At 66.4% G+C, this 23299-nt stretch carries 25 protein-coding genes and 1 tRNA gene; 8 read left to right on the top strand and 18 right to left on the bottom strand.

Annotated elements, in window-relative coordinates; genetic code table 11:
• Window positions 1-92: 92 nt before the first annotated feature.
• Window positions 93-1163: a methionine synthase gene (locus ACAH01_RS07235; RefSeq protein ID WP_153553731.1), complete on the bottom strand. Its 1071-nt coding sequence runs from the start codon at window positions 1161-1163 to the stop codon at window positions 93-95.
• A complete protein-coding gene (locus tag ACAH01_RS07230) occupies window positions 1160-2155 on the bottom strand; it encodes a 5-methyltetrahydropteroyltriglutamate--homocysteine methyltransferase (RefSeq protein ID WP_372480709.1) in 996 nt (331 codons plus the stop codon). Before ACAH01_RS07230 ends, ACAH01_RS07235 begins: the two co-directional genes overlap by 4 nt.
• Window positions 2156-2305: 150 nt before the next feature.
• On the opposite strand from ACAH01_RS07230, the gene ACAH01_RS07225 reads away from it, so the two are divergent.
• A complete protein-coding gene (locus ACAH01_RS07225) occupies window positions 2306-2485 on the top strand; it encodes a hypothetical protein (RefSeq protein ID WP_372480708.1) in 180 nt (59 codons plus the stop codon).
• Between the two features lie 81 nt (window positions 2486-2566).
• Here the strand turns inward: ACAH01_RS07225 and ACAH01_RS07220 are convergent, their stop codons facing one another.
• The 9 genes from ACAH01_RS07220 to ACAH01_RS07180 all read right to left on the bottom strand — a co-directional run bounded on the left by ACAH01_RS07220 (window position 2567) and on the right by ACAH01_RS07180 (window position 7610).
• The gene (locus ACAH01_RS07220; protein ID WP_372480707.1) at window positions 2567-3190 is read right to left on the bottom strand and encodes a HemK2/MTQ2 family protein methyltransferase; all 624 of its coding nucleotides are present in this window, start codon (window positions 3188-3190) and stop codon (window positions 2567-2569) included.
• Between the two features lie 2 nt (window positions 3191-3192).
• The gene (locus ACAH01_RS07215) at window positions 3193-4065 is read right to left on the bottom strand and encodes a 16S ribosomal RNA methyltransferase A (RefSeq protein ID WP_372480706.1); all 873 of its coding nucleotides are present in this window, start codon (window positions 4063-4065) and stop codon (window positions 3193-3195) included.
• Between the two features lie 50 nt (window positions 4066-4115).
• Window positions 4116-4688: a DUF655 domain-containing protein gene (locus tag ACAH01_RS07210; RefSeq protein WP_208626143.1), complete on the bottom strand. Its 573-nt coding sequence runs from the start codon at window positions 4686-4688 to the stop codon at window positions 4116-4118.
• Window positions 4689-4811: 123 nt separating this feature from the next.
• On the bottom strand, window positions 4812-5168 hold the full coding sequence (locus tag ACAH01_RS07205; protein WP_170094621.1) for an RNA polymerase Rpb4 family protein: 357 nt from the start codon (window positions 5166-5168) through the stop codon (window positions 4812-4814).
• A gap of 3 nt (window positions 5169-5171) precedes the next feature.
• Window positions 5172-5462, bottom strand: a complete 291-nt coding sequence (locus tag ACAH01_RS07200; protein WP_015763622.1) for a 50S ribosomal protein L21e — start codon at window positions 5460-5462, stop codon at window positions 5172-5174.
• 146 nt (window positions 5463-5608) lie between these two features.
• Entirely contained in the window at window positions 5609-5875 is a 267-nt protein-coding gene (locus ACAH01_RS07195) for an elongation factor 1-beta (RefSeq protein ID WP_015763623.1), read from the bottom strand.
• Window positions 5876-5877: 2 nt separating this feature from the next.
• Window positions 5878-6063, bottom strand: coding sequence for an HVO_2753 family zinc finger protein (locus ACAH01_RS07190; RefSeq protein ID WP_015763624.1), 186 nt, complete (start codon window positions 6061-6063; stop codon window positions 5878-5880).
• 90 nt (window positions 6064-6153) lie between these two features.
• Window positions 6154-6744, bottom strand: coding sequence for a DUF2391 domain-containing protein (locus ACAH01_RS07185; protein ID WP_372480705.1), 591 nt, complete (start codon window positions 6742-6744; stop codon window positions 6154-6156).
• The gene (locus ACAH01_RS07180; RefSeq protein WP_372480704.1) at window positions 6741-7610 is read right to left on the bottom strand and encodes a 3-hydroxyacyl-CoA dehydrogenase family protein; all 870 of its coding nucleotides are present in this window, start codon (window positions 7608-7610) and stop codon (window positions 6741-6743) included. Before ACAH01_RS07180 ends, ACAH01_RS07185 begins: the two co-directional genes overlap by 4 nt.
• Before the next feature lie 236 nt (window positions 7611-7846).
• Between ACAH01_RS07180 and ACAH01_RS07175 the strand changes: the two genes are divergently transcribed.
• Window positions 7847-8800 carry a transcription initiation factor IIB family protein gene (locus ACAH01_RS07175; RefSeq protein ID WP_015763627.1) on the top strand — a complete coding sequence of 318 codons (954 nt, stop codon included), beginning with the start codon at window positions 7847-7849 and terminating at the stop codon, window positions 8798-8800.
• Window positions 8801-8998: 198 nt separating this feature from the next.
• Here ACAH01_RS07175 and ACAH01_RS07170 read toward each other — a convergent pair whose 3' ends face one another.
• On the bottom strand, window positions 8999-9730 hold the full coding sequence (locus ACAH01_RS07170; RefSeq protein WP_170094627.1) for a bacteriorhodopsin: 732 nt from the start codon (window positions 9728-9730) through the stop codon (window positions 8999-9001).
• Window positions 9731-9732: 2 nt separating this feature from the next.
• A complete protein-coding gene (locus tag ACAH01_RS07165) occupies window positions 9733-12036 on the bottom strand; it encodes a methyl-accepting chemotaxis protein (protein WP_372480703.1) in 2304 nt (767 codons plus the stop codon).
• 326 nt (window positions 12037-12362) lie between these two features.
• On the opposite strand from ACAH01_RS07165, the gene ACAH01_RS07160 reads away from it, so the two are divergent.
• A complete protein-coding gene (locus tag ACAH01_RS07160) occupies window positions 12363-13073 on the top strand; it encodes an SDR family oxidoreductase (RefSeq protein ID WP_372480702.1) in 711 nt (236 codons plus the stop codon).
• 51 nt (window positions 13074-13124) lie between these two features.
• On the opposite strand, the gene ACAH01_RS07155 is transcribed toward ACAH01_RS07160, so the two are convergent.
• Window positions 13125-13598 (bottom strand): redoxin domain-containing protein, encoded by a 474-nt coding sequence (locus tag ACAH01_RS07155; protein ID WP_372480701.1) that lies wholly within the window; start codon window positions 13596-13598, stop codon window positions 13125-13127.
• A gap of 121 nt (window positions 13599-13719) precedes the next feature.
• On the opposite strand from ACAH01_RS07155, the gene ACAH01_RS07150 reads away from it, so the two are divergent.
• Both ACAH01_RS07150 and ACAH01_RS07145 read left to right on the top strand, forming a co-directional pair.
• Window positions 13720-14013 (top strand): twin-arginine translocase TatA/TatE family subunit, encoded by a 294-nt coding sequence (locus ACAH01_RS07150; RefSeq protein WP_015763632.1) that lies wholly within the window; start codon window positions 13720-13722, stop codon window positions 14011-14013.
• A gap of 115 nt (window positions 14014-14128) precedes the next feature.
• Window positions 14129-14202, top strand: a tRNA-Arg gene (locus ACAH01_RS07145).
• 429 nt (window positions 14203-14631) lie between these two features.
• On the opposite strand, the gene ACAH01_RS07140 is transcribed toward ACAH01_RS07145, so the two are convergent.
• Window positions 14632-15510, bottom strand: coding sequence for a halocyanin domain-containing protein (locus tag ACAH01_RS07140; RefSeq protein WP_372480700.1), 879 nt, complete (start codon window positions 15508-15510; stop codon window positions 14632-14634).
• 239 nt (window positions 15511-15749) lie between these two features.
• Here ACAH01_RS07140 and ACAH01_RS07135 point away from each other — a divergent pair, with 239 nt between their 5' ends.
• Both ACAH01_RS07135 and ACAH01_RS07130 read left to right on the top strand, forming a co-directional pair.
• On the top strand, window positions 15750-16109 hold the full coding sequence (locus ACAH01_RS07135; protein ID WP_153553746.1) for a helix-turn-helix domain-containing protein: 360 nt from the start codon (window positions 15750-15752) through the stop codon (window positions 16107-16109).
• Window positions 16106-16405, top strand: a complete 300-nt coding sequence (locus ACAH01_RS07130; protein WP_372480699.1) for a hypothetical protein — start codon at window positions 16106-16108, stop codon at window positions 16403-16405. The genes ACAH01_RS07135 and ACAH01_RS07130 overlap by 4 nt, the downstream gene beginning before the upstream one ends.
• Before the next feature lie 77 nt (window positions 16406-16482).
• Here ACAH01_RS07130 and ACAH01_RS07125 read toward each other — a convergent pair whose 3' ends face one another.
• On the bottom strand, window positions 16483-17037 hold the full coding sequence (locus ACAH01_RS07125) for a halocyanin domain-containing protein (protein WP_372480698.1): 555 nt from the start codon (window positions 17035-17037) through the stop codon (window positions 16483-16485).
• A 203-nt stretch (window positions 17038-17240) separates the two neighbouring features.
• Between ACAH01_RS07125 and ACAH01_RS07120 the strand changes: the two genes are divergently transcribed.
• Complete coding sequence (locus ACAH01_RS07120) at window positions 17241-18767, top strand: cryptochrome/photolyase family protein (RefSeq protein ID WP_372480797.1); 1527 nt, start codon at window positions 17241-17243, stop codon at window positions 18765-18767.
• Between the two features lie 3 nt (window positions 18768-18770).
• Here ACAH01_RS07120 and ACAH01_RS07115 read toward each other — a convergent pair whose 3' ends face one another.
• Window positions 18771-20519, bottom strand: coding sequence for an ABC1 kinase family protein (locus tag ACAH01_RS07115; RefSeq protein WP_372480697.1), 1749 nt, complete (start codon window positions 20517-20519; stop codon window positions 18771-18773).
• A gap of 108 nt (window positions 20520-20627) precedes the next feature.
• Window positions 20628-23249: a heavy metal translocating P-type ATPase gene (locus tag ACAH01_RS07110; protein ID WP_372480696.1), complete on the bottom strand. Its 2622-nt coding sequence runs from the start codon at window positions 23247-23249 to the stop codon at window positions 20628-20630.
• Window positions 23250-23299: the final 50 nt, after the last annotated feature.

Genomic DNA, 23299 nt, shown 5'->3' with positions numbered 1-23299 from the left:
CCGCCTATCGGCGCGTCTCCCTGCTCGCGTGTCGTTCGCTCCGCTCACTCCCGCTCGCGTGAACGAGAGCCCTCGCTCCGCTCGGCCTCTCGCTAGTCGTCCGCGCTCGCCGTCTGCCCACCGACCACGTCGATCTCACCGGCGTCGAGTTCCTGTTCGATCTCGCGGGCGGCCTGGACCATGTTCTCCATCTTGCCGTAGGCGACCTCGCGGGGCAGGAGCTTGATCCCGCAGTCCGGGGAGACCGTCAGTTGCTCCGGCGGGACGACTTCCAGTCCTTTCTTGATGTTGTCCTTGATCTCCTCGACGGACTCGACCTCGGCGACGTGGGCGTCGACGACGCCCATCGCGAAGTCCTTCGTGAACTCGTCCGCTTTGAACACGTCGAGTTGCTCGTAGTCGCCGTTGGCGAGTTCGAGGTCGTACTCGTGGACGGGGTACTCCAGCATCTCGGGGTAGATCCGCGAGTAGTCGCCGTAACAGACGTGCAGGCCGAGGCGCACGTCTTCGGGGATCCCGTCGGCGATGCGTTCGAGACACTCGCCGACGATGGCGTGGTCGTCCTCGTACTGGGCGAGAGCCGGCTCGTCGATCTGGACGTACTTACAGCCGGCGTCGACGAGGCGCTCGATCTCCTCGTTGACGAGGTCTGCCAGGGCGTAGGCGGCCTCCTCGGTCGTCTCGTAGGCCTCGTTGAAGGCCCAGCGAGCGAGCGTGTAGGGACCGGTGATCGGGACCTTGACCGGGCGGTCCGACACGGACGACGTGAACTTGTACTCGTCGACGAGCCACTCCTCGTCGTACTCGACCTCGTCGGCGATCGAGGGCTTGTCGAAGTAGTTGTGGCCCCACACCTTCACGCGGCCGTTGAACTCGTAGCCGTCGATCAGCTCGGCGAAGTACTCGACCATCTCGTTGCGGCGCATCTCGCCGTCGACGACGGTGTCGAGCCCGGATCGCTCGTGTTCTCGCGTAATGAGTCGGGCGGCGTCGTCTTTCGCCTCTTCCCAGTTGTGCTCGTCGAAGTCGGCGTCGGGATCTTCGAACAGCTCGCGGGCGCGGTCGTGCCACTTGGGCTTGGGGTAGGAGCCGACGACGCTGGTCAGCAGGAAGTGGTCGTTGTCGTGGTCCTCGGGTCGGAACTGCTCGCGGGGACCGGTCATGCTTCCACCTCCTCGATCGCGGCGGCGTCAGCCAGCGCCTCGATCTTGGCCTCGAACTTGTTCTGAGGCAGGTAGAACAGCTCGGTGTTGGCCGTCGCGTAGACGGTGTCGTAGTCGCCGTCGGTCTGCTCGACGAACCACTCGACGCGCTCGCGGATCGTCTCCGGGGTCTCGACGAACGTGTTCTGTCCGTCGACCAGCCCGAGCGCCACGTCGTCTTTGGTGCCGTACTCCTGGACGTTGTAGACGTTCTGCTCGTGGTCGGCGATCAGGTCGAAGCCGATGGCGTCCACGGCTGCGTCCATGAGGTGGGCGTACACCTTCTCGTCGAGAGCGCCCCAGTAGGTGTGAGCGACCACGTCGGCGTCGACGGCCGAAGCGACGGTGTCGATTGCCTCGCTGGCGCGCTCGTCGGCCCCCTCACCGGGCGCGTTCTCGACGAGAGACGGCTCCAGCAGGAACAGCGTCTCGACGTCGGGGAACTGGTCGGCCTCGGCGGCGAGGAAGTCGGCGACGGCGTCGAGGAACGCTGCCTCGTCGCCGTAGTGCTCGTCGGTCGCGAGGTCCGCGAGCGAGTACGGACCCGGCAGGACCGCCTGGAGACCGGCGTCGACGTGCTCGGCCGTAGCGTCGAGTTCGCCGGCCACGTCGCCGGAGGCATCGAGGTCGCCGGTGACGACCGGCTCCCTGTAGAAGTTGTTGTTGTTGTAGTAGCGAACGATCCCGCGGGTCTCGACGTTGTCGGCGACCGCCAGCGGGTGGGCGATCATGTCGTCCCATCGCAGCTGGCCCTCCGTGACGCGGTCGAGGCCGGCGTCGGTCTGGACGCCGACGACCTCCTCGCGAGCGCGGTCGTAGGCGTCGACGATCTCCGGCCCCTCCTCACCGCTGACGAGGTCGGACTTCTGGTGGCCTTTCAGTCGAGACAGCTCGTCTTTCGCCCAGTCCGGGAGCGGGAACAGACCGGGTGTCGTGGCGACTACCTGTGTCATTACGGCTAGGTTGGAAATGACGGGCTTTAATATTTCCTATATCAGAAAATGCTCCATGGTTATTGGTCGGCGGTCCGACGACTGGGCGTCACAGGCCGATAGTGGTGCGTGCTACCGCACCTATATCTGTGCGACGTTCGAAGCTACAGTATGGCACACAGCCCCGAAAGCGTCGTCGAGTTCGTCTGCTCGAACTGCCAGGTGACACACGCCGGCACGCCGGTTCACCGCTCGGCGGGCGATCACCAGTTCGAACCACCGGAGGCCTGTGGTGCCTGCGGAGCGACGGCGTTCGTCCCGACCAGCGAGTGGATTCACCACCACGAGTGACGCCGCCCGGTCGTCTCACGCGAGCGTCGACGCGGCGTCTGCCCGTCCCGCAGAGCGACCCGTCTCAGAGTACACAGCCGATCACGGGAGCGGGCTCTCGTCTCGGGACTCGAACCGGATCACGACCAGTCGCTCGTAGGGGTGGGCTTCGTCGGCGACGATCTCGCCCGCCAGCCCCCGCTCGTGAGCGTAGCGCTGTACGTCGCCGATCCCGGTGAGGCTGCTGATTAGCAGGAAGACACGCCCACCGGGAGCCAGCACGCGCTCGACCGCTTCGAGGAAGGGGTCGACGAGCCTGCGGCCGTCTTTCCCGCCCGAGAGCGCGTGTTCCATCCAGTCGTCCCACTCTTTGTCTGGCTCGGTGGGTAGGTAGGGTGGATTGAACGTGACGAGATCGAACGCGTCGTCGCGAAACGGATCGAGCAGGTCGGCACGGACGGCCGCCACACCGCGAGCCGCTGCCTCGCGACAGGCGTCCGGGTTCAGATCGGACGCGACCACGTCGACGCCCGCTTCGGCCAGCGTCTCGGCGACGTAGCCTGATCCTGTTCCCACGTCGAGCCCGCGGTCGCCGGGCGCGGCGTGTGACCTGGCCGTCCGCGCCAGCAGGTCGGAGTCTTCTGCCGGCTGGTACACCGTCTCCGTGTCGCGCTGTGTGGCGAGCGAGGGGCGGCCGTCGTCGTCCGTCGGAGGCTGGCCGGGCATCGCTAGTACTCTCCGGGTCGGCCGGTCTCGTAGGCGAGCGTCGCCAGCGCTGCGAACGTCGCGGGGGATAGCTCTCCCGCGCGCTTGCTCATCAGCGACTCGTCTGCGGCGTCGACGACGGCGTCGGGATCGCCGAGGTCGGTGATGTGGGCCGTGTTCCGGACGGCGTTTCGCATCGTCTTGCGACGCTGTGTGAACACGCCCTTGAGAAAGTCCATGAAGAAGTCGTCGTCCGGGACGGTGTAGTCGGGTTCGCGCGGCCGGAGCCGGACGACAGCACTGTCGACGCGGGGCTGTGGGTCGAACGCCGTCGGCGGCACCGTCTCGACGATCTCGACGTCGGCGTAGTGGCCCGCCGTCACCGAGAGCCGCCCGTAGTCGTCGCTTCCGGGGTCTGCTGCCATCCGTTCGGCGAACTCCTGCTGGAACATCAGGACGAGCGGCTTCCCGCGCGGGAGCAGCCGGAACGCGATCTCGCTAGAGGCCCCGTAGGGGAGATTCGAGACGCTCGCGGAGAACTCGGGCAGGTCCACGTCGAGGGCGTCACCCTCGACGATCGTCAGGCGATCGGCGTCGATGGCGTCGGCGAACTCCTCGCGCAGGTGGGCCGCGAAGTCGGGATCGCGCTCGATCGCGGTCACCCGATCAGCGACCGCGAGCAGTCGATCCGTCAGCGCGCCGGGGCCGGCACCGACTTCCAGTACGTGTGCTCGATCCATCTGGTCGGCGTAGCCCGGAATCCGGTCCAGAACTCGATCGTCGACCAGGAAGTGCTGGTCCTGTCGGGTGTCCGCTCGCTTGCCCGCACGGGCGACGAGCGCGTCCGGATCGCGAGCGCCGTCGGCCCCCTCGGAGGGCGGTCCGTCGGTAGTCATCGCTCGCGGATAGCGGGCAGACCCGTAAAACGCTGTCACTTCCGGGCCGACTAGGACTGGTCTTCGCGGCGCACGAACCTGCTGTACTTCAGGTCGTCCTCGGATAGCTCTTCGAGGATCCGTTCGACCAGGACTTCCTTGGGGTTGTGGAGGCCGCTGACTCGTTCTTCGAGTTCCTCGAAGCTCTCGAAGGGCTTGCGCTTGCGCTCGTCGAGAATGGAGTTGCGCAGCTTCTTGCCGATTCCGGGCAGCAGGTTCAGCTGGTGGAGCCGGAGGGTGATCGGCTGGGCCTCGTTGTAGAAGTCGACGAACCGATCTGCCTCTGCCTCGACGAGGTCCTCGACGGCGTAGTCGAGCTCGGACTGGGCACCGCTCGGGAGATCGTCGTACTCGACGACGCTGACCCGGTCGAAGTCGGTGCTGTGAACGTCGATGCGGTCGCCGAAGGTCACGTCCGTCTCCGCTCCGACCACGATCTCGTAGAGCCGGAAGTCTTCGGTCCCCATCGCGTACGCGAGCGGCTGCTTTTGATACTGTGGCCGGTCGTCATCGGACTTGCCGTGTGGCAGGAAGTCCAGGACGACGGCCGGTTCGCCGTCGTCACCGCTCTCGGTATCGCTCATGCCAGTCGATAGGTCTAGCGTCCACTTAATGGCGTGGGTCGGGAGGCCGGTGACAATCGCCACGCGGGCGACCGATCTATAGATAAGCAAGGCGAGTGCCGCGGGGCTCGACCCCGAGGCGGTTCACGCGTACTGTTTGACGACGTTGAGAATCTCGTCGAGTTCGTCGCCCGACAGCGAGTACCGCTCCTGTGCGAACACGGAGCGCAGCTCGTCGCGATCCAGCGGTCGGAGGTTCGCGATCTTGTAGGCGGTCGCCTCGTCGACCTTCTCCAGGTCCCGTAGCTGGTCGACGAACTCGTCGGCCTCGTCGGGATCGAGCATCGCGAATCGGTTGACGTGCTCGATCGCACGAGCGAGCTCGTAGCGCATCTCCCGGTCCTCGTCCATCGAGCGCTCGGCTTCGATGTCTTCGAGGATCTCCTTCGTTTCGGCGATCGTGAGGTACTCCTCGTCGACCTTCTCTTTGAAGATCGTCATACCTTACTCCTGTCGGCGGAGGTGTGCGGGCGTGACGATGATCGTCTTGTCCTTGCCGTTGTCGTTGATCTCGACCTTGTAGGCTTCGCCCTGCTGTCCGAGGACGACACCGGTCGAACCGTCGAAGCGCGGGTGGAAGCGACCGTCGTTGACCGACGGGTCGATCTTGAGGTGGACGGTGTCGCCCTCCTCGTACTGCTCGACGGCGCGCTGGGGCGGCGAGGTGCCGCGCTCGCGTGGCTTGTTCTTCAGCTTGTTCCGCGTTCCTTTGAGGGGTCCATCCGAACTGGGCATTCGTGCGGAGGGGTAATCCGGTCGTCCTAATAAAACGTGCGTTCCCGTCGCGCCAGCGCGAGCACCTTCTCGGCAGGATATCACACCGCGACCAGCGTGAGCGTCGCGACTCGGCGCGTCGAACGGCGGTGAAGAAAGGACTCGGTCTATATTCGGCCGACGTTCTCGACGGAGACCGACTCCACGTCGTCGACGTTGCTGAAGGCTTCCTCGACGGCTTCCGTGCCACCGCTGTCGTCGGGGACGATCACCGTCGGGAACAGGGCGACGAGCCCGAAGGCCACGTCGTCGCGCTCGACGCCGTTGATCTTCGCGCCTTCGGGGAGCGACCCTTCCAGACGCTCCTGGAGCGCGTCCAGGTCGACGTCCGGGCTGTTCGGCATGACCTTGATCTTGGCGGCGACTTTCCCCATCGTTAGGGCCCCCGGAAGCCACAGTCGGGACACTCGTAGAGGTTGCTCTGCTTGCGGCAGGTCCCACAGCGGTAGATCTGCTGACCGCAGTCTGGGCACTTGAACGCGGCCGCGTTCGTGCCGGCGATGTTGATGCCACACGAGACGCACTTCTGTGTGCGTTTTTGCTGAGTTTCGCTCTCGCTCATACACGCTGGTATCCGGCCACGACTTTTAACGATTGTCAAACGCGCCGGAGTGGACGGCGGTTTCTCGAACGGACGCGATAGCCCGCCGGACTAGCTCCCCGGCAGGATGTCACCCAGCGCGGCACCGATCGCCATCGGAAAGAAGGCCACGACGCAGACACAGAAGTCCAGCCACGGGTCCGCCCAGTCGACGACGCCCCAGACGCTCAACAGCGTGACGGCCGTCACGAACGACGAGCCGAGGACGCCCACGAGTCGCCGCGGGACGAGACCGAAGAACGCGTAGGCGACCCGCACGTCCTGAATGTCGGCCACGTAGAGGATCCCGACGACCACTGCGACCGTCGCGAGCAGCGTCAGGGCCAGGAACGGCGGGCGAGCGGCGATGAATCGACCGGAGTCGACCGTCCCGCCCTCGACGGCCATCGGAATACCGAAGAGCAGCGCGCCCAGCACCGACTCTGCGAGGTCCGCACGGTCGAATCCCCAGACGACCCGGCCGAACACCGGCCCGTCGTCGTCGACCTCGCTCGCCGTCTGCATCGCCTCGCGGACGCGGGCTCGTTCCGCCGGTGAGTCGACGAGATCCTCCAGCTCCGAGAGGTCGTCGAACAGGTCGCTCATGTCGGCGTCGTCCTGCTCGACCGGCGACTCCCCTCGCCGCCGCTCGGATCGGCTCATCGCTCACCGGGCTCTGCCGACCGGGCTTCGACGGTCGGGTTCGGCTGGGCGGGTCCGACTCGCTCGCCCTGTTCCCACTCGTAGAACCCGGTGCCGGTCTGGCGGCCCAGTTCGCCCGATTCGACTTTCTCGAAGAGCAGGTCCGGCGGATCGAACCGACCACCGAGGTCAAGCGCCAGTGACTCCAGTGCCGACAGGACCGTATCGAGGCCCAGTCGGTCGGCCAGTCCGAGCGGACCGATCGGGTGATCGCGACCCAGTTCGAGCGCGCGGTCGATGGCCGGAACGCTCGCGACGCCGTCCTCGACCATCCTGACGGCCTCCGCGATGGTCGCCAGGTCCAGTCGAGTCGTCGCGAATCCCGGCGTGTCCCGGACCACGATCGGCGTGGCGTCGAGCGACTCGACGAGCGACGCCGCGCGGTCCCGTGTGTCTGCCGTCGTCTGCTCGGCGACGACGAGTTCGACCAGCTGGCTCTCTGCCGGATCGATCACGTGGATGCCGACCGCGCGGTCGGGCCGACGGAGACCCGCCGCGACGGCCGTAATTCGGTCGTACGTGTCTCCGACGACGAGCAGCGTCTCCGGCCCGATCTGTGCCTCGACGTCGGCGAGCAGGTCCCGGCGAGCGTCGATCTCGCGTCCGGTGACGTCGAAGACAACGTCGGCACCGCCGACGGCCGCTTCCAGTCCGGTCGTGCCGTCGATCGCGTCACTGTCGCCGCGAGCGCGACGCTGAACCGCGTCGACGCTGTCCATCACGGCGTTGGCGTCGTCCCCGTAGAGGCGAACCGACGCCTCCGCCCGGAGACACCACGCCGCGAGGGCGTGACTGGTGGTCGAGGTCCCGAGTACGGCAACGTCCATGCGTGACATCGGGTCGCCACACCGGATAAGCCTTTACTGGAACTCACCACTCGTTGCGGACCTCGCCGTGGGAATCACCCCCGATCGATGGATTCACACGAGGAACGCTGAAACGAGATCCGTGCAAAGAGGGGCTGAGCTGTCACATTCCGTCGAGTAAGCCAGTGTTACTATCGGCACTGGTCGCCACCAGCCAAACGTTTATATGTCTGAATTGTTTCTCCATAAAAGGACACATGGAGCGCCCCACCCGCCAGCGCGAGCACGACGGGACGCAGGAGCAGGAAACGGAAGAATCCGAGCAGACCTGTCCTGAGTGTGACTCGACGGCAATATCGACGGACGGGAGCGGCGAACTCATCTGCGAAGACTGCGGACTTGTCATCGAAGATGAGAACATCGACCGCGGCCCGGAATGGCGCGCGTTCAACCATTCTGAACGGCAGAGCAAGTCCCGCGTCGGGGCACCGACGACCCAGACGATGCACGACAAGGGGCTGACGACGACGATCGACTGGAAGGACAAGGACGCGTACGGCCGGTCCATCTCGTCGAAGAAGCGATCCCAGATGCACCGGCTGCGAAAGTGGCAAGAGCGAATTCGGACGAAAGACGCGGGGGAGCGCAACCTCCAGTTTGCCCTCTCGGAGATCGATCGGATGGCGTCGGCGCTGGGCGTCCCGCGATCGGTGCGAGAAGTCGCGTCGGTAATCTACCGGCGCGCGCTGGACGAGGACCTCATCCGCGGCCGCTCCATCGAGGGCGTCGCGACCTCCTGTCTGTACGCCGCCTGCCGACAGGAGGGCATCCCACGGAGCCTCGAAGAGGTCTCGGACGTCTCTCGGGTCGAGCAAAAGGAGATCGGGCGCACGTATCGCTACGTCGCCCAGGAACTCAAGCTCAAGATGGAGCCCGTCGACCCCAAACAGTACGTCCCGCGCTTCGCCAGCGAACTCGAACTCAGCGAGGAGGTCCAGTCGAAGGCCAACGAGATCATCGACGTGACCGCCGAGCAGGGGTTGCTGTCGGGCAAGTCCCCCACGGGCTACGCCGCGGCGGCGATCTACGCCGCGTCGCTGCTGTGCAACGAGAAGAAGACCCAGCGAGAGGTCGCCGACGTTGCCCAGGTGACCGAAGTGACGATCCGGAACCGCTACCAGGAACAGATCGAAGCGATGGGGATCCACTGAGACGGATCGCTGGCCACGAGAACGGCCGGCAGTACGAGACGGGACCACGTCGCCTCACACTCGGGACGCGTTTTCGCGATACTTTTTGTCGACGCTCGACGGCAGCGCCGCCAGTGGTACGGACAGTCGGTCGTCGCCGCGGTCAGGGCTCATCTGACCGCTGTGACGGCGTGTTGCACAGCAGTGTGACCGGGCGTGTCAGTCAGACGGCTGTGCGTCGTGGTCCGGAGCCATCGCCGCGTCCTCGTCCTCGAACACCTGCGTCCCGAGTTCTTCGACGATCGCCTCGCCACTGAGCGCGAGCAGGCCGAAGCCGACCTTCGTCACCACGTCGAGGTAGGCGACCACCAGCGCCGTCGTTTCGAGGTCCATCAGCCCGAGTCCGGCCTGTCCGACGATCCAGATGACCGGATAGACGCCCCAGAGCACGACGACGAAGTTACGCAGCGTCTCGTAGACGCCGAATCCGACCTCCGAGAGCGTTTCGACGGCGGCGTCCGTGATCGCGCCGTACAGCAGGTAGCCGACGCCGACGAAGGCGACCGCGCCCAGGGCGAACAAGCCCCAGGCGAGTAGGCCGCCCGACAGCGCGCCCGCGAACCCGAAGACGATCGTCAGGACCTGCAGGCCGACGAGCTTCCCGATCGTCTCGCGGTCGGCACCCGCGAACAGCCCCAGGAACAGGACGTTCAGAGGCGTCGTCAGCAGCCAGTCGACGTAGCGGGGAATCCAGACGGTGTGCGTTCCCGTGTCGAAGCCGCCGATGCCGAGTGCCATGATCGCGTAGGCGAAGATCGCGATGCCGGGAATCGAGACCAGCACCGCGTACCGCGTGCGTCTCTCGGCCGGGACGAGCCTGAAGCCGTAGGCGAGAATCGCCGTCCCAGCGAGCATACCGATCGTACCGAGTGTGAACCAGAGTTCTATCATCGTTAGTCGTCGTCAGTGGCCGCAGTCGTCTGCTGGCCGGGACTCTCGGCAGACTGCACCGAGAACCGGTCGAGCGCCTGTTCGAGTTCGTCTGCACGCTGTCTGAGTTCCGTCGCGGAGTCAGACACCTCGCCGATGGAGTGTGCCTGGTCCTCGGCCGCACCGGCGACCGTGTCCGCCTCCGTCGCGGTCTCCTGGCTGATCTCGGTCAGCGTGTCGATCATCTCCAGCAGCTCCGTCGCCGTCTCTGCCTGCTCTTCGGTCGCCCGGTCGATTTCCTGGATACCGGCGTCGACCTCCTCCGTGTACTCGACGATGGTCTCCAGAGCGTTGACGGCCTCTTCGACCGTCTCGACGCCGTCGGTGATCCGCTGGCTGGTCGACTCCATCGTCTCGACGGTGTCGCCGGCCTGTGACTGGATGCGCTCGATGCGTTCCTCGATGTCCCCCGCGGCCTCTTTGGTCTCTTCCGCGAGGCCCTTGATCTCGTCGGCGACGACGGCGAAGCCCGCGCCCTCCGCGTCGGCGTGGGCCGCCTCGATCGAGGCGTTGAGCGCGAGCATGTTGGTCTGCTCGACGATCTGGGTGATGACCGAGACGATCTCGCCGATCTCGTCGAGGTCCTCGTCGAGTGCGTTGATCTCGGCGACGGTCTCCTCGGTCTCGGCTTCGATGCTGTTCATCTCTTCGATGGCCTCCTGGGCCGCTCTACGGCCGTCTTCGCCGACCTCGGCGGCCGACTGGGACGTGTCGGCCACCTGCTGGGCCGACGCCGCCATCTCCTCGGAGGCCGCAGAGAGGTTCTCCATCTCCGAGGCCGCGTTCTGGAGCCGCTCGCTCTGTTCGTTCGTGCCGTCGAAGATCTCCTGGATCGACTCGCTGACCTGCTGGCTGGCCCGGTCGACCCGCTGGGCGTTCGTCCCCACGTCGTCGCTCGCCTGCAACACGTTGCTCGCGAAGGACTTCATCTCGGCGATGGTCGTAGAGAGATCCGCCAACATCGCGTTGATCTCCTCGCCGACCTCGCTCATCGCGTCGTTCATGCTCTCGGTGTCGACGCGGACGGTGAGGTCGCCGTCGGCGGCCGAGGACAGTGCGTCGCTGTACTCGGTGGCCTTCAGTTCGAGGTGGCCCGTCAGCGCCTCCATCTCGGCCTGCTCTTCCTCGGCGTCCTCGCGGGCCTGCTCGGCGTCGCTCTTGGCTTGCTCGGCCTCCTGGCGGGCCTGCTCGGCGTCTGAGATCGTCTCTCGGAGGTTCGTCCGCATGTCGTCGAGCGACTGGTACAGCGAGCCGATCTCGTCGGTCCGGGCGGTGGTCAGGTCCACGTCGAGATCGCCGGCACCCATCTCCTCGGCCCTGTTGGAGAGTCGGCGAAGCGAGACGATCGTACCGCTCCCGATCGTGACGCCGACGAGTCCGAGGTTGATCACCGCGAACAGCACGATCCCGATCAGGTCGGAGTTGATCTGGGAGCTCAGTGCGTAGGCCTCGCTCCGGTCCGAGTGGACCATCACCGTCCAGTCGGCCGTTTCGAGCGTCGTCATGCCCATCAGCGTGTCGCCCATCGCCATGAAACCGGATTCACCCGACGCCGGCATCGTCATGCTGCCGTCGTGTGCCGTGTTGATCTTGCTACTGTTGGGGTGGGCGATGTACTGACCCTCGTCGTTGACCACGGCGGTGTAGGACCCGTCACGCTGGTCGGAGAACGCCTCCGTCCGCTCCTTCAGATCGGTCATGAAGACGATCGCGTGATCGCTGTCGCCCTCGACCGGCGAGAGGATGGCGATGATCGGATGGTCGACGATCGAGACCTGGAACGGATCGGTCACGTGTGTGTCGTCCGGCCCCTCGAAACTCGGGGGGTCGGTCGCGAACGGCGCTCCCTGCTCGCTCGCGTCGACACCGACGAAGTCCTCGTTCGAACTGGCCTCGATCTCCATCGTCGTCGTGTCGACGTAGTGGACTGCGACGACGTCGGCCGGGAGCCTGTCGTTGTCCTGTAAGGTGTTCAACTGCGCCTGTACCTCGCTGGTCGACCCGGACTCGAAGACCGGCAGCGCGGAGGTCATCCGGACGCTCTGTCGAGCCGACCCGAGCCACGCGTCGATCTGGTCGGCCTGAGTCGCCGAGGTCGCACGCAGGTCGGACTCGACTTCGGACTCCAGTTCGTCCGAAGCCTGAACGCTCACCACGGCACCGACGGCGATGACGACGACCACCGCCAGCGCCAGCGCGAGTCCGAGGCGCAGTGCGTAACTGTCCCCGATAAACTCAGGAAGGAGAGATGATGTCTCAGAACTCATCGTTTCGATGCTGGGCGTTCACGGATTAATAGATTCGCGCGCAGTTTTCAGCGGTGATAAGCGGATGCTGAAACGCGAGCGTTCGCCGGGGTGTCATCTCCGTCGAGGGCCGATCCGTCGCCGTCAGAACCCATAGAACTGTGGGGGCGTCCCCCGGCGATTCGCGACGTGTCGGCTGTGCCAGACACGCCACCGAGTCGTCGGACACGTCGCCTCGCCGTCCGTACCACCTGCACTTCGTGTCCCAGCCCGCGTCAGCGGCGAAACGAGCGCCGCCGTCGGTATCCAGACTGGGTTTTATCCGCTGTCGGCCCGAGCTATCTCCTATGTCAGTCGACTTTGACTTCGACGGCAGCGTCGTACTGGTGACCGGCGTCGGCGGTGCTCTCGGTGGTGCCGTCGCTCGTGCGTTCGACGACGCCGGTGCGACGGTCTGTGGTGCCGACATCGTCGCTCCGGAGAGCGAGGACTTCCTGCTCGACGAGACGGAGGCCATCGACTACTACCAGGGCGATTTCACCGACGAGGACGACGTGGCCGACATCGTGGCCGGCGTGGTCGAAGAGCACGGCCGTCTCGACGCCCTCTGTAACATCGCCGGGACGTGGCGCGGCGGCGATCCGATCCACGAGACCGACGCCGACACGTTCGACTTCCTGTTCGACGTGAACCTCAAGACGATGTTTCTGGCGTCGAAACACGCCCTCCCGCACCTCCGGGAGAGTGAGGGTGCCGTCGTCTCGGTCTCGGCGCGCTCCTCGCTGGAGGGTGGCGCGGGCGACGGGATCTACCGCGCGACCAAGGCCGGCGTGCGACTCCTGACCGAGACGATCGCCGCAGAAAACGAGGGAGTCGTCCGGGCCAACGCGGTCATGCCGAGTGTCATCGACACGCCGATGAACCGCGAGATGATGCCCGACGCCGACTTCGAGACGTGGGTCGATCCGGACGATATCGCGACGATGATGCTGTTCCTCTGCTCCGAGGGTGCCAGCGTCACCAGCGGCGCTGCGGTCCCGGTGTACGGCGAAGCCTGACGCACTCGGTAGCCCCGGCCTACCGGACGCAGCGAGCCGGTCGCCCGCTCCTCAGATAGCGTCGACGGCGTCGAGCACTTCGTCGTACGCCGGCTCGACGCCGGGATCGTCGCTCACCCAGGCGTACTGGACGACGCCGTCGCCGTCGACGACGAAGACAGAGCGTTTGGCGACGCCGTCGACGCCCAGTTCCTCGAAGTCCATCGAGAGGCCCCACTCGTCGACGATCTCGCGGTTCGAGTCGCTGAGCAGGTCGAACTCCAGACCGAGCTTGTCGCGGAACTCGTTCTGTGAGAACGGCGTGTCGATGCTGACGCCGTACACGCTCGCGCCGGCCTCGCTGAAGTCGTCGAGGCGATCCTGGAACGTGTTCATCTCGTGGGTGCAGACGCCGGTGAACGCACCGGGGAAGAAAGCGAGGACGATCGGTGCCTCGTCGAGGCGGTCTGCGAGCGTGAACGACTCGATGTCACCATTCGCCAGCGGTGCCGTAAACGACGGCGCTTCGTCACCAGTAGAGACCATCACTAACCCGTAGCGGGTACCAGATCAAGTCGTTTGCGTTCCAGAACCTCCCGAGCGATACGGTTCGTCGATCAGGGTGAGCAAAAAGCCTATATTAGACCTCACGCTAAGTCCTGCTACAATGGTAGCAACCCTACTGCAGATCGGTTTACCGGGGACCCAGGAGATGATGATCATTCTCCTGATCGCGGTCCTGCTGTTCGGTGCAAACAAGATCCCGAAGCTCGCTCGCTCGACGGGTGAGGCGATGGGCGAGTTCCAGAAAGGCCGCGAGGAAGTCGAGCAGGAACTCGAAGAGATCCGCGAGGGGCCAGGCGAGAGTCAGGGCGCGACCGAGGAGCCCGACTCCGAGTTCGTCGAGACCACCGCCGACGACACCGCTTCGGAGACCGCTTCCGAAACAGCCACCGAGTGACGCCCGCGACGGTCCCGACAGGTTCCCAATCCCTTCTCCATCCATCTACCGTCCAGCCCCTGCCCTCCACGGCAGAACAGCAGCGTTTTTGAGCCGTCTCGTACACCGCTCGATAGGGCGTGTGGCCTAGTGGACGAGGGCGAGGGGTTCCTAACCCCTCGATCGCGGGTTCGAATCCCGCCACGCCCGTGCGGGGAACCGACGAGCGTAGCGAGTCGGTGACCGAACCGGAATAGCAGGATTCTAATCAGGGAGGTCGCGCGCAGCGAAGCGAGCACGTCCGACCGTGGTTCGAATCCCGCCACGCCCGTGCAGGGAGGAGCGTAGCGAGTCGGTGACCGAACCGGAATAGCAGGATTCTAATCAGGGAGGTCGCGCGCAGCGAAGCGAGCACGTCCGACCGTGGTTCGAATCCCGCCACGCCCGTGCAGGGAGGAGCGTAGCGAGTCGGTGACCGAACCGGAATAGCAGGATTCTAATCAGGGAGGTCGCGCGCAGCGAAGCGAGCACGTCCGACCGTGGTTCGAATCCCGCCACGCCCGTGCAGGGAGGAGCGTAGCGACGACCGACCGGAAAAACGATTCTCGCGGTCACGGCGGGTGCGACAGCCGAGGCCGGTTACTCCTCGACGACGATGCCGCCGCGCTGGCCGATCGCCTCGTGAGGGTAGCAGGCGTACGGGTAGACGCCCGGTTCGTCGAAGGTCACTTCGAAGTGGCGGCCACTCTCGCTGTAGATGTCCGACTTCTCGATGTCGCCCTGGAATCCGATGTTGTGTGCGCCACCGTCCCCGGTCCACTCGAACGCGACGGTGGTTCCGGTCGAACACTTGAGTGCGAGCGGATCGAAAGCGAAGTTACCGCCGTTGCCGGGGCTGCCGACGGTCACGGTGACCGTGTCCAAGCCCGTGCGGTCGGCGAGGGTCCCGTCCCAGCCGTCGACGTAGATGAGCCAGTGGTCGAGATCGGGATAGCCGCTCTCGGGTGCCTTCCGGACTCGGATCACGCCTTTCAGCCCGTCGTCGCGCCGGGGTTCGGAGACGTAGGGGTACTCGCCGGTCGTCTCGAAGTGGTGGGAGTAGGTCTCGTTTGGCCGGTCGGTGGCGTCGCCGCTATCGAAGCTGCCGTCGACCGCGACGACGTTGTGTGGGCCGCCGTGGTCGAACCAGCGCCACACCACCGTCGTACCGGGCGTGACGGTGACCGCGGGCGGGTCGAAGGCGTAGCCGTCGCCCTCGATCGGGTGTCCGACCAGGACCTCGACCAGGTCGTCGTAGCCGACGTTTCGGAACTGACCGCCGTAGCCGTTGGCGTCGGCGAGCCACGCGTCGAGGTCGTCGACCGGGGCGTCGGTCGACGAGGGTGTCGCTGTCGTCGTCGGCGGACTCGTCGTCGCGGGTGAACCGGACCGAGCGGAGCCGAGACGGGCGGCGAGTGCCGGGATCGACGCGAACGATACGCCCTGGAGGAGCTGTCGTCTGGAGAGGGACCGTCGCATAGCGAGTGAGGCTACCGGGGGCTCGCCCCTAAAGGGGATCCCCGGTTTGCAGAATCTGGAAAGCATGACTTTTCCCTTTACATTGTGGGGATGATACTACGGTGGGCACGCCGCACGCGGTTCCCGGCCGTCCGACGCGGACCGCTACCAATCCCAAGCCTCCACCCGACTGGCAGACAGTCCTGTTCCGTCTGGTCCGGTCGGACGCGACCGCGGCGGCCACGCGCCCACAGAGACGCATGACCGACGAGGTGCCGTCCGAACAGGCCCTGTTCGATGCACTGGCCGATCCCGACTGCCGGACGATCGTCGCCGCGCTCGACGAACCGATGACGGCCAAGGGGGTCGCCGACGAGTGTGATCTCTCGCGGACGAGTGCCTACCGGAAGCTAGAGACGCTGAGCGACGCGGCACTGGTCGCCGAGCGAACGAAGGTCCGGGACGACGGCCACCACACGACGCAGTTCGTCAGGGACTTCAGGGGCGTGTTCGTGGCCTTCGACGGCGACGAATCGTTCGACGTGGACGTCGTCGACCACGAGGAGACGCCGGACGAGCGCCTCGCGCGCTTCTGGTCACAGATCAGTGAGGAACTATGAACACGGAGATACCGCTCGTCGTCATCGTCTTCAAGACGGGCACGCTGGCGCTCGGTGCGTTGATCACGTATTTGGCCGCGAAAGCGGGGTACAGGACCGGCGCGTCCGGACTGCTGTACCTCGCGGCCGGATTCGGCGTCATCACGCTCGGCTCGCTACTGGCCGGCATCGCCGATCAGTTGATCGCCGATCCGTCGGTGGCACTGGTCGTCGAGAGCGCGTTGACCTTCGTCGGTTTCGGGATCATCGCGTACTCGCTGTACGTCACGAGAAGTAGTGGGACCGACCGCGTTTGAGACGCGTCGATCCGTGAACGGTGTCGCCACCCGCTGGCGGCGAGACGACTGTCGCGAGGCTGGAGTCGGCCGGATCGTCACTCGACGACGATCGCGCCCTTCATCCCCAGCGACTTGTGGGGCGTACAGTAGTAGAGGTAAGTACCGCTCGATTCGAAGGTGTGCTCGTACTCGACGCCCTCGGTGTTGACTGCGCCACCGGAGTCCAGCGGACCGTCACCCTCGGACTTCACGTTGTGGGTGCCGCCATTGCCAGTCCACTCGAACTCGACCGTCGTGCCCGAAGAGATCTGGACGGCAGCGGGGTCGTACCCGAACGCGCCGCCGTTGGCCTCTGCACCGACCGTGACGGTGACGGTGTCCTGACCGGTCATGTCTGCGACCGTCCCGTCGAAGTTCGACGTTTCGCCGAGATAGTTGGCGACCTCGTCGCCGGCTTCCATCGACGAGCCACCGCTCTCGGTCGCACTCTCAGTCATCTCTTCTTCGGTGGCACTTTCGGTCATCTCGTCGTCGGTCGCGCTCTCGGTGGCGTCGCCGCCGCCGTCTCCACTACAGCCAGCGATGAGACCTGCTGCGGCGATTGCACCGGTACTACGGAGGAGCGTCCGTCGGTTCAGGGAGTCACTCATAGACACAGTGGAGTTGGGGAAGGAGACGGATAAGGTGGCCGGACACGGGGAATCCCGCCGGATGGGGTGAGGTGACACGCGACAGCGAAACACGGCTCGTCGAAGCATTTACCGGCGTGAAAGCGGCGACGACCAACGTTCGTTGGGGTGGTGTTCATGGTTCGTGTAGGCGAAGAGTGAGACATGCGACAGAGTGGTTCGCAATGACCGTGCTGGTGCTTGGCGACCAGCTGTCCCGGCGATTCGGTCCACTCGCCGACCGGCCGGACGACCGCGTGGTGATGATCGAGTCCAGGGACTTCCTCCGTCGGCTGCCCTACCACCCGCACAAGCCGACGCTCGTGTTCAGTGCGATGCGTCACTTCCGGGACGCGTTGCGCGAGGCGGGCCGGACCGTCGACTACCACCGAGAGGAGACGTTCGAAGACGGGTTCGAGAGCCATTTCGAGCGCCATCCCGACGACGATCTCGTGACGATGACCCCGGCGAGTCACGGCGGCACCGAGCGGCTGCGGACGCTGATCGAGCGACACGGCGGGACGCTCGCGACAGTACCGGACGAGCGGTTCCTCTGTGCGCCAGCGACCTTCGACGAGTGGACGGACGGCCCGCCGTACCGTCACGAGTCGTTCTACCGATCGATGCGCCGGGAAACCGGTTACCTGATGGACGGCGACGATCCGGTCGGTGGCGAGTGGAACTACGACGAGCAGAACCGCGAGACGCCGCCCGACGACTGGGAGCCCCCAGCGGTGCCGACGTTCGAACCCGACGAGACGACGCGTCGGGTCCAGTCGTGGGTTCGCGACCACTTCGACGGTGGCTACGAGCAAGCGCCCTACGGCGGTGACTGGGCCGATCCGGAGCCGTTCCGGTGGCCGGTGACGCGACAGCAGGCAGTTGGGGCGCTGGACGCGTTCGTCGAGGATCGCCTCACCGACTTCGGGGCGTATCAGGACGCGATGGTCGAGAGCGAGTGGGCGATGGCCCACAGCCTGTTGTCGACTTCGCTGAACCTCGGACTGCTGGGGCCTGCGGAGGTCGTCGAGCGCGCGATCGAGGCCTACGAGACTGGTGACGCACCGCTGCACAGCGTCGAGGGGTTCGTCCGGCAGGTGATCGGGTGGCGCGAGTTCGTCCGGCACGTCTACCGCCGGGAGATGCCCGAGCTGGCGACGGCGAACCAGCTCGGCGCGTCCGAGGACCTCCCGGAGTTCTTCTGGACGGGCGAGACGGACATGGCCTGTCTGGACGCGGCCATCGACGGCGTCCGCAAGCGGGGCTACGCACACCACATCGAACGGCTCATGCTGCTGTCGAACTTCTCGTTGCTGCTCGGTGTCGAGCCCGCACAGCTCAACCGCTGGTTCCACGCCGGCTACGTCGACGCCTTCCACTGGGTGACGACGCCCAACGTCGTCGAGATGGGGCTGTACGGCTCTGGCGCGTTCGCCACGAAGCCCTACGCCGCCTCGGCGAACTACGTCGACAGGATGAGCGACCACTGCAGCGACTGTCCGTACTACAAGACGAAGACGACCGGGGAGCGAGCGTGTCCGTTCAACGCGCTGTACTGGGACTTTCTGGACCGCAACGAGTCACAGCTCCGGTCGAACCACCGGATGGGACTCGTCTACAGCCACCTCGACGACAAGGACGACGATCAGCTGACGGCGATCCGAGAGCGAGCAGACGAACTGCGGACGCGAGCCGCCGACAGCGAGCTGTGAGCGCTACTCCTCGCCGCTCTGTCGGCGGCGCATCTCCTGGCGGGTGAACTGCGGCGACGCGCCCAGGCCGGGACCGCGCCGACCGCGAAACGACCAGACGAGCGCGAGAGCGAACAGCGCCGTCAGCCCGCTTACGGCGACGAGGGCCCGCAGCGCCCCCATCGCGTAGAGCCCGGCGATCGCGAGGAGGCCGACGCTGACACAGAGCCCGTAGACGAGCCGCCGTGCCATCCTGCGGAAGGCACCGCGGTCGTCCTCGATCACCGTCGACAGCGCTAGCTCGCCCCGCTCGACCTTCGCCAGGGCGTCGTCGAGTCGGGGCGGGACCGCGACGGTCGCCCGTGCGCTGGCCCGCAGCTGGTCGGTCACGCGCTCGCGGATCTCCTCGCCGCCACTCGCCATCCCCCGTTCGAGGACGTAGTCCGTGACGACTTCGATGAAGTCGAACTCGGGGGCGAGCGTCCGGGTCACGCCGTCCAGAACCGTCGTCACGCGGACGACGTGGGCCAGATCCTGCGGGATCCGCATCGGGAACTCGTACATCGCGCCCTCGAACTCGGCGATGATCCCCTCGACGTCGAACTCGTCCAGATCGGCCCCACGGAACTGCTCGAAGGCGATCTCGAACAGTTCGCGCACCATCTGGCGGTCGGCCGTCGGGTCCAGCGCCTCCATGGCGACGAACGAGTCGATCACCTGATCGATGTCGTCGGTCGCGATGCCGACGTAGAAGTCGACGAGGTGAGCGCGAGTCTCCGGCCCGAGCTGGCCGGTCATCCCGAAGTCGTAGAAGACGATCGTGCCGTCGTCCTGTACGGCGAGGTTGCCGGGGTGGGGGTCGGCGTGGAAGACGCCGTCCTCGACGATCATCTTGATGTAGATCTCGGTCAGGCGCGTGACGATGCGCTCGCGGTCGACCCCCAGCTCGTCGATCGCGGCCACGTCGTCGATCTTCGTCCCCTCGACGTAGCGCATCGTGAGGACGCGGTCGGTCGAGTACTCTGGCAGCGAGTCGGGGATACACACGTCGTCGACCGCGGCGAAGTTCTGGCGGACGGTGTCGAGCCGGCGGGCCTCGTGGGCGTAGTCCATCTCCTCGCGGATGGTCACGGTGAACTCCTCGGCGAGGTTCCCGAGCGTGAACGCCTGGCCCGGCGGCGACGCCCAGCGCAGGACCGGCGTCAGCGTCGCCACGACTCGGAGGTCCGACTCGACGCGACGACGGACGTTCGGCCGGAGGACTTTCACCGCGACCCGGTCCCCGTCGACCTCGCCGACGTACACCTGTCCGAGGCTCGCGCCGCTGATCGGCTCGGTGTCGAACGTCTCGAACACCGAATCGATCGGTCCCAGTTCCCGCTCGATCACCGGCTCGATCTCCGCCCAGGGGGCCGGCGGGACCTGGTCCTGAAGCTCAGCGAGCACGTCGACGTAGGCCGCCGGCAGCGCGTCGGGCCGCGTCGAGAGCATCTGCCCGATCTTGACGAACGCGGGGCCGAGGTCGACGAACGTCGCTTTCAGAGCCCGCGCGCGCCGGGCTTGCTGGGCGCTGGTCACTTCGCGGGACCGACCGAAGAGGAGGTATCGACGGCGATCACGCAGGAGGGTGATCGCGAACGGGACGAACTGCCAGGAGATGACGACCGCGCGCCAGAGCGCTCGCAGCTGCACGCCTAGCCCGGTCGGCCGGCGCACGGTCTCGCTGCTGTCCGGCCGGTCGTCGCTCCGCTCGACGGTGTCCGTCTGGGCCACAGTATAGGAGCGTCTCGGGTCGCCGTGGGTTTGAGTGTGTTGGACCCGGCGACGAGCGTGCCACCGCTGCCTACCGCGAGCGAAGCTGTGACGGTACGCGGACCGCGCTCAGCGCAGTCGGCCCAACAGCTGGTAGTCGGTGTCGGGCGTGTACCCCCGGAACAGCAGGCTGTTGGTCAGCACGGAGACGCTGGACAGCGCCATGGCACCGGCAGCGAGCACCGGCTGGAGCAGGCCCAGCGACGCCAGCGGGATCATCAGCGTGTTGTACCCAAGCGCCCAGACGAGGTTCTGCTTGATCTTCTGTAGCGTCGCTTCCGAGACGCGGATCGCCTTCAGCACGTCCGCCGGGTCGTCTCGCATCAGCGTCACGTCGGCCGCTTCGATCGCCACGTCGGTACCCGAACCGATCGCACAGCCGACGGCCGCGGTCGCCAGCGCCGGTGCGTCGTTGACGCCGTCGCCGACCATCATCGCCTCGCGCCCGTCGGCCTGGATCTCGTCGACGGCGTCGGCCTTGTCTTCGGGAAGCACCTCGGCCATGACGTTGTCCGGGTCGATCCCGACTTCACGGGCGACCGCGCGAGCCGTCCGCTCGTTGTCGCCGGTGATCAGCCACACGTCGAGATCGCGGTCTCGCAGGTCGGCGACGGCGTCGCTCGCGGAGGGTTTGATCGTGTCCGCGTCGGCGACGACACCGACCACGCGGCCGGCCCGCTCGTCGATTTCGCCGTCCGCGTCGCGGGGACGGAATCCGACGAGCATCGCCGTCTTCCCCTCCGATTCGAGTCGCTCGCGGTCCGAGTCGGCGGGGGTCGGGTCGATGCCGTTGGCGTCCAGCAGTCGGGGGCTCCCGACGAACACCTCCCCGCGATCGATCGTCGCTCGCACCCCCTTGCCGGGGACGTTCTCGAAGGACTCGGGCGACTCGATGTCGAGGCCGCGCTCGCGTGCACCCTCGACGATCGCCTCGGCCAGCGGGTGCTCGCTCTCCTGCTCGGCGCTGGCGGCCAGCGCGAGCACGTCGTCCTCGTCGAAGGCCGTCGGCTCGTCGCGCGCCTCGCGCTGGACGCCACCGTCGGGCGCGGCCGGGTCGAGCGCCACGACGTCGGTCAGTTCCATCTCGCCCTCGGTGAGCGTCCCCGTCTTGTCGAAGACCACGGCGTCGACGTCGCGGACCCGTTCGAGGATGTCGCCGCCCTCGAAGAGGACGCCGTGTTGGGCACCGATGGCGGTGCCGACCATCGTCGCGGCCGGCGTCGCCAGGCCCAGCGCACAGGGACAGGCGATCAGGACGGCGCTGGCGAACACGACGATCGCGAACTCGGTGACGCCGATCGGACCACCCACGGCCTCGGGGCCGCCACCCAGCAGCCCCCACAGGGGCAGCGCGTCGACGAACCCGCCCAGGACGGCGGGGAACTGCCACCACAGGACGCCCCACAGCAGGGCGTTGGCGATGACCGCCGGGACGAAGTACGCCGAGATGCGGTCGGCGATCCGCTGGATGTCTGGCTGACGCGACTGGGCGTCGCGGACGCGAGCGACGATCTGCTGGATCGCCGTCTCCTCGCCGACCTTCGTCGCCTCGACGACGAGCGCGCCGTTCTCGTTGATCGTCGATCCGATCACCTCGTCGCCCTCGGCTTTCTCGACCGGGACGGACTCGCCGGTGACCATCGACTCGTCGACCGCGGATTCGCCGTCGACGACGACGCCGTCGGTCGGGACCTTCTCGCCGGGCCGGACCTTCAGTCGGTCGCCGACCGCGACCGCTTCCAGCGGGACCTCCTCCTCACGGCCGTCTTCGTGGACGACCGTGGCGGTCTCGGCCTCCATCTCCAGCAGCGACCGGATCGCCTCGCCGGCCTGGCCCTTCGAGCGGGCTTCGAGGTAGTTGCCCAGCGTGATGAACACGAGGATCAGCGCGGCCGTGTCGAAGTACAGCCCCGCACCGGGGATCAGCCCGATCAGGGCCGCGACGCTGTAGACGTACGCCGTCGACGAGCCAAGCGCGATCAGCACGTCCATGTTCGCTCGACCGTTGCGCACCAGCGCGCGGTAGGAGTTGACGTAGAAGGGCTTCCCGAGCGCGATCTGGACCGGCGTCGCGAGCGCGAAGGCGAACCAGCCCACGTCGATGCCAGCCAGCGAACCGCCGAGCAGTCCCAGCCCGAGGACGTGATCGACCAGCATCACCAACAGCGGGACCGAGAGCGCGCCGCCAAAGAGCGTGAGGCGAAGCTGGCGTCGGATCTCCTCCTGCCGCGCGAGGTCGCGCTGGTCGCGGTCGTCTCCGCCGTCTCCGTCGTCCCGGACCGGCGTGTAGCCCGCCGACTCGATCGCGTCGTAGAGGTCCGACCGGTCCGCCTCGGCCGGGTTGTACCGTACCTGTGCCTCGTCGGTGGCGTAGTTCACGTCGGCCGCGACGACGCCGGGCGTCGCCAGTAGCGACTCCGCGTTGGCCTCGGCACAGTTGGCACACGACATGTCCGTGATACCGACCGAGATCGTCTCGTCGACGGCACCGTAGCCGGCCGACTCGACGGCGTCGTAGATCGCCGACAGCGACGTGACTTCGGGGTCGTACTCGACGCGCGCCTCGTCGGTGGCCGCGTTGACGTCGGCCGACGCGACTCCATCGAGGGCAGCGAGGGCGTCCTCGATCGTGGCTGCACAGTTCGCACAGCTCATACCCGTCACCGACAGACGGGTCGTCATGGGACTCATCTCGTGTATCGATACGGGCTCCTGTTTCATGCGGTTTGCCCCTTCGAAAC

The organism is Halomicrobium sp. HM KBTZ05 (assembly GCF_041530035.1).
GTDB lineage: Archaea > Halobacteriota > Halobacteria > Halobacteriales > Haloarculaceae > Halomicrobium.
Note: the sequence above shows the minus strand (reverse complement) of the source record. Positions and strands in the feature narration are given on the sequence as shown.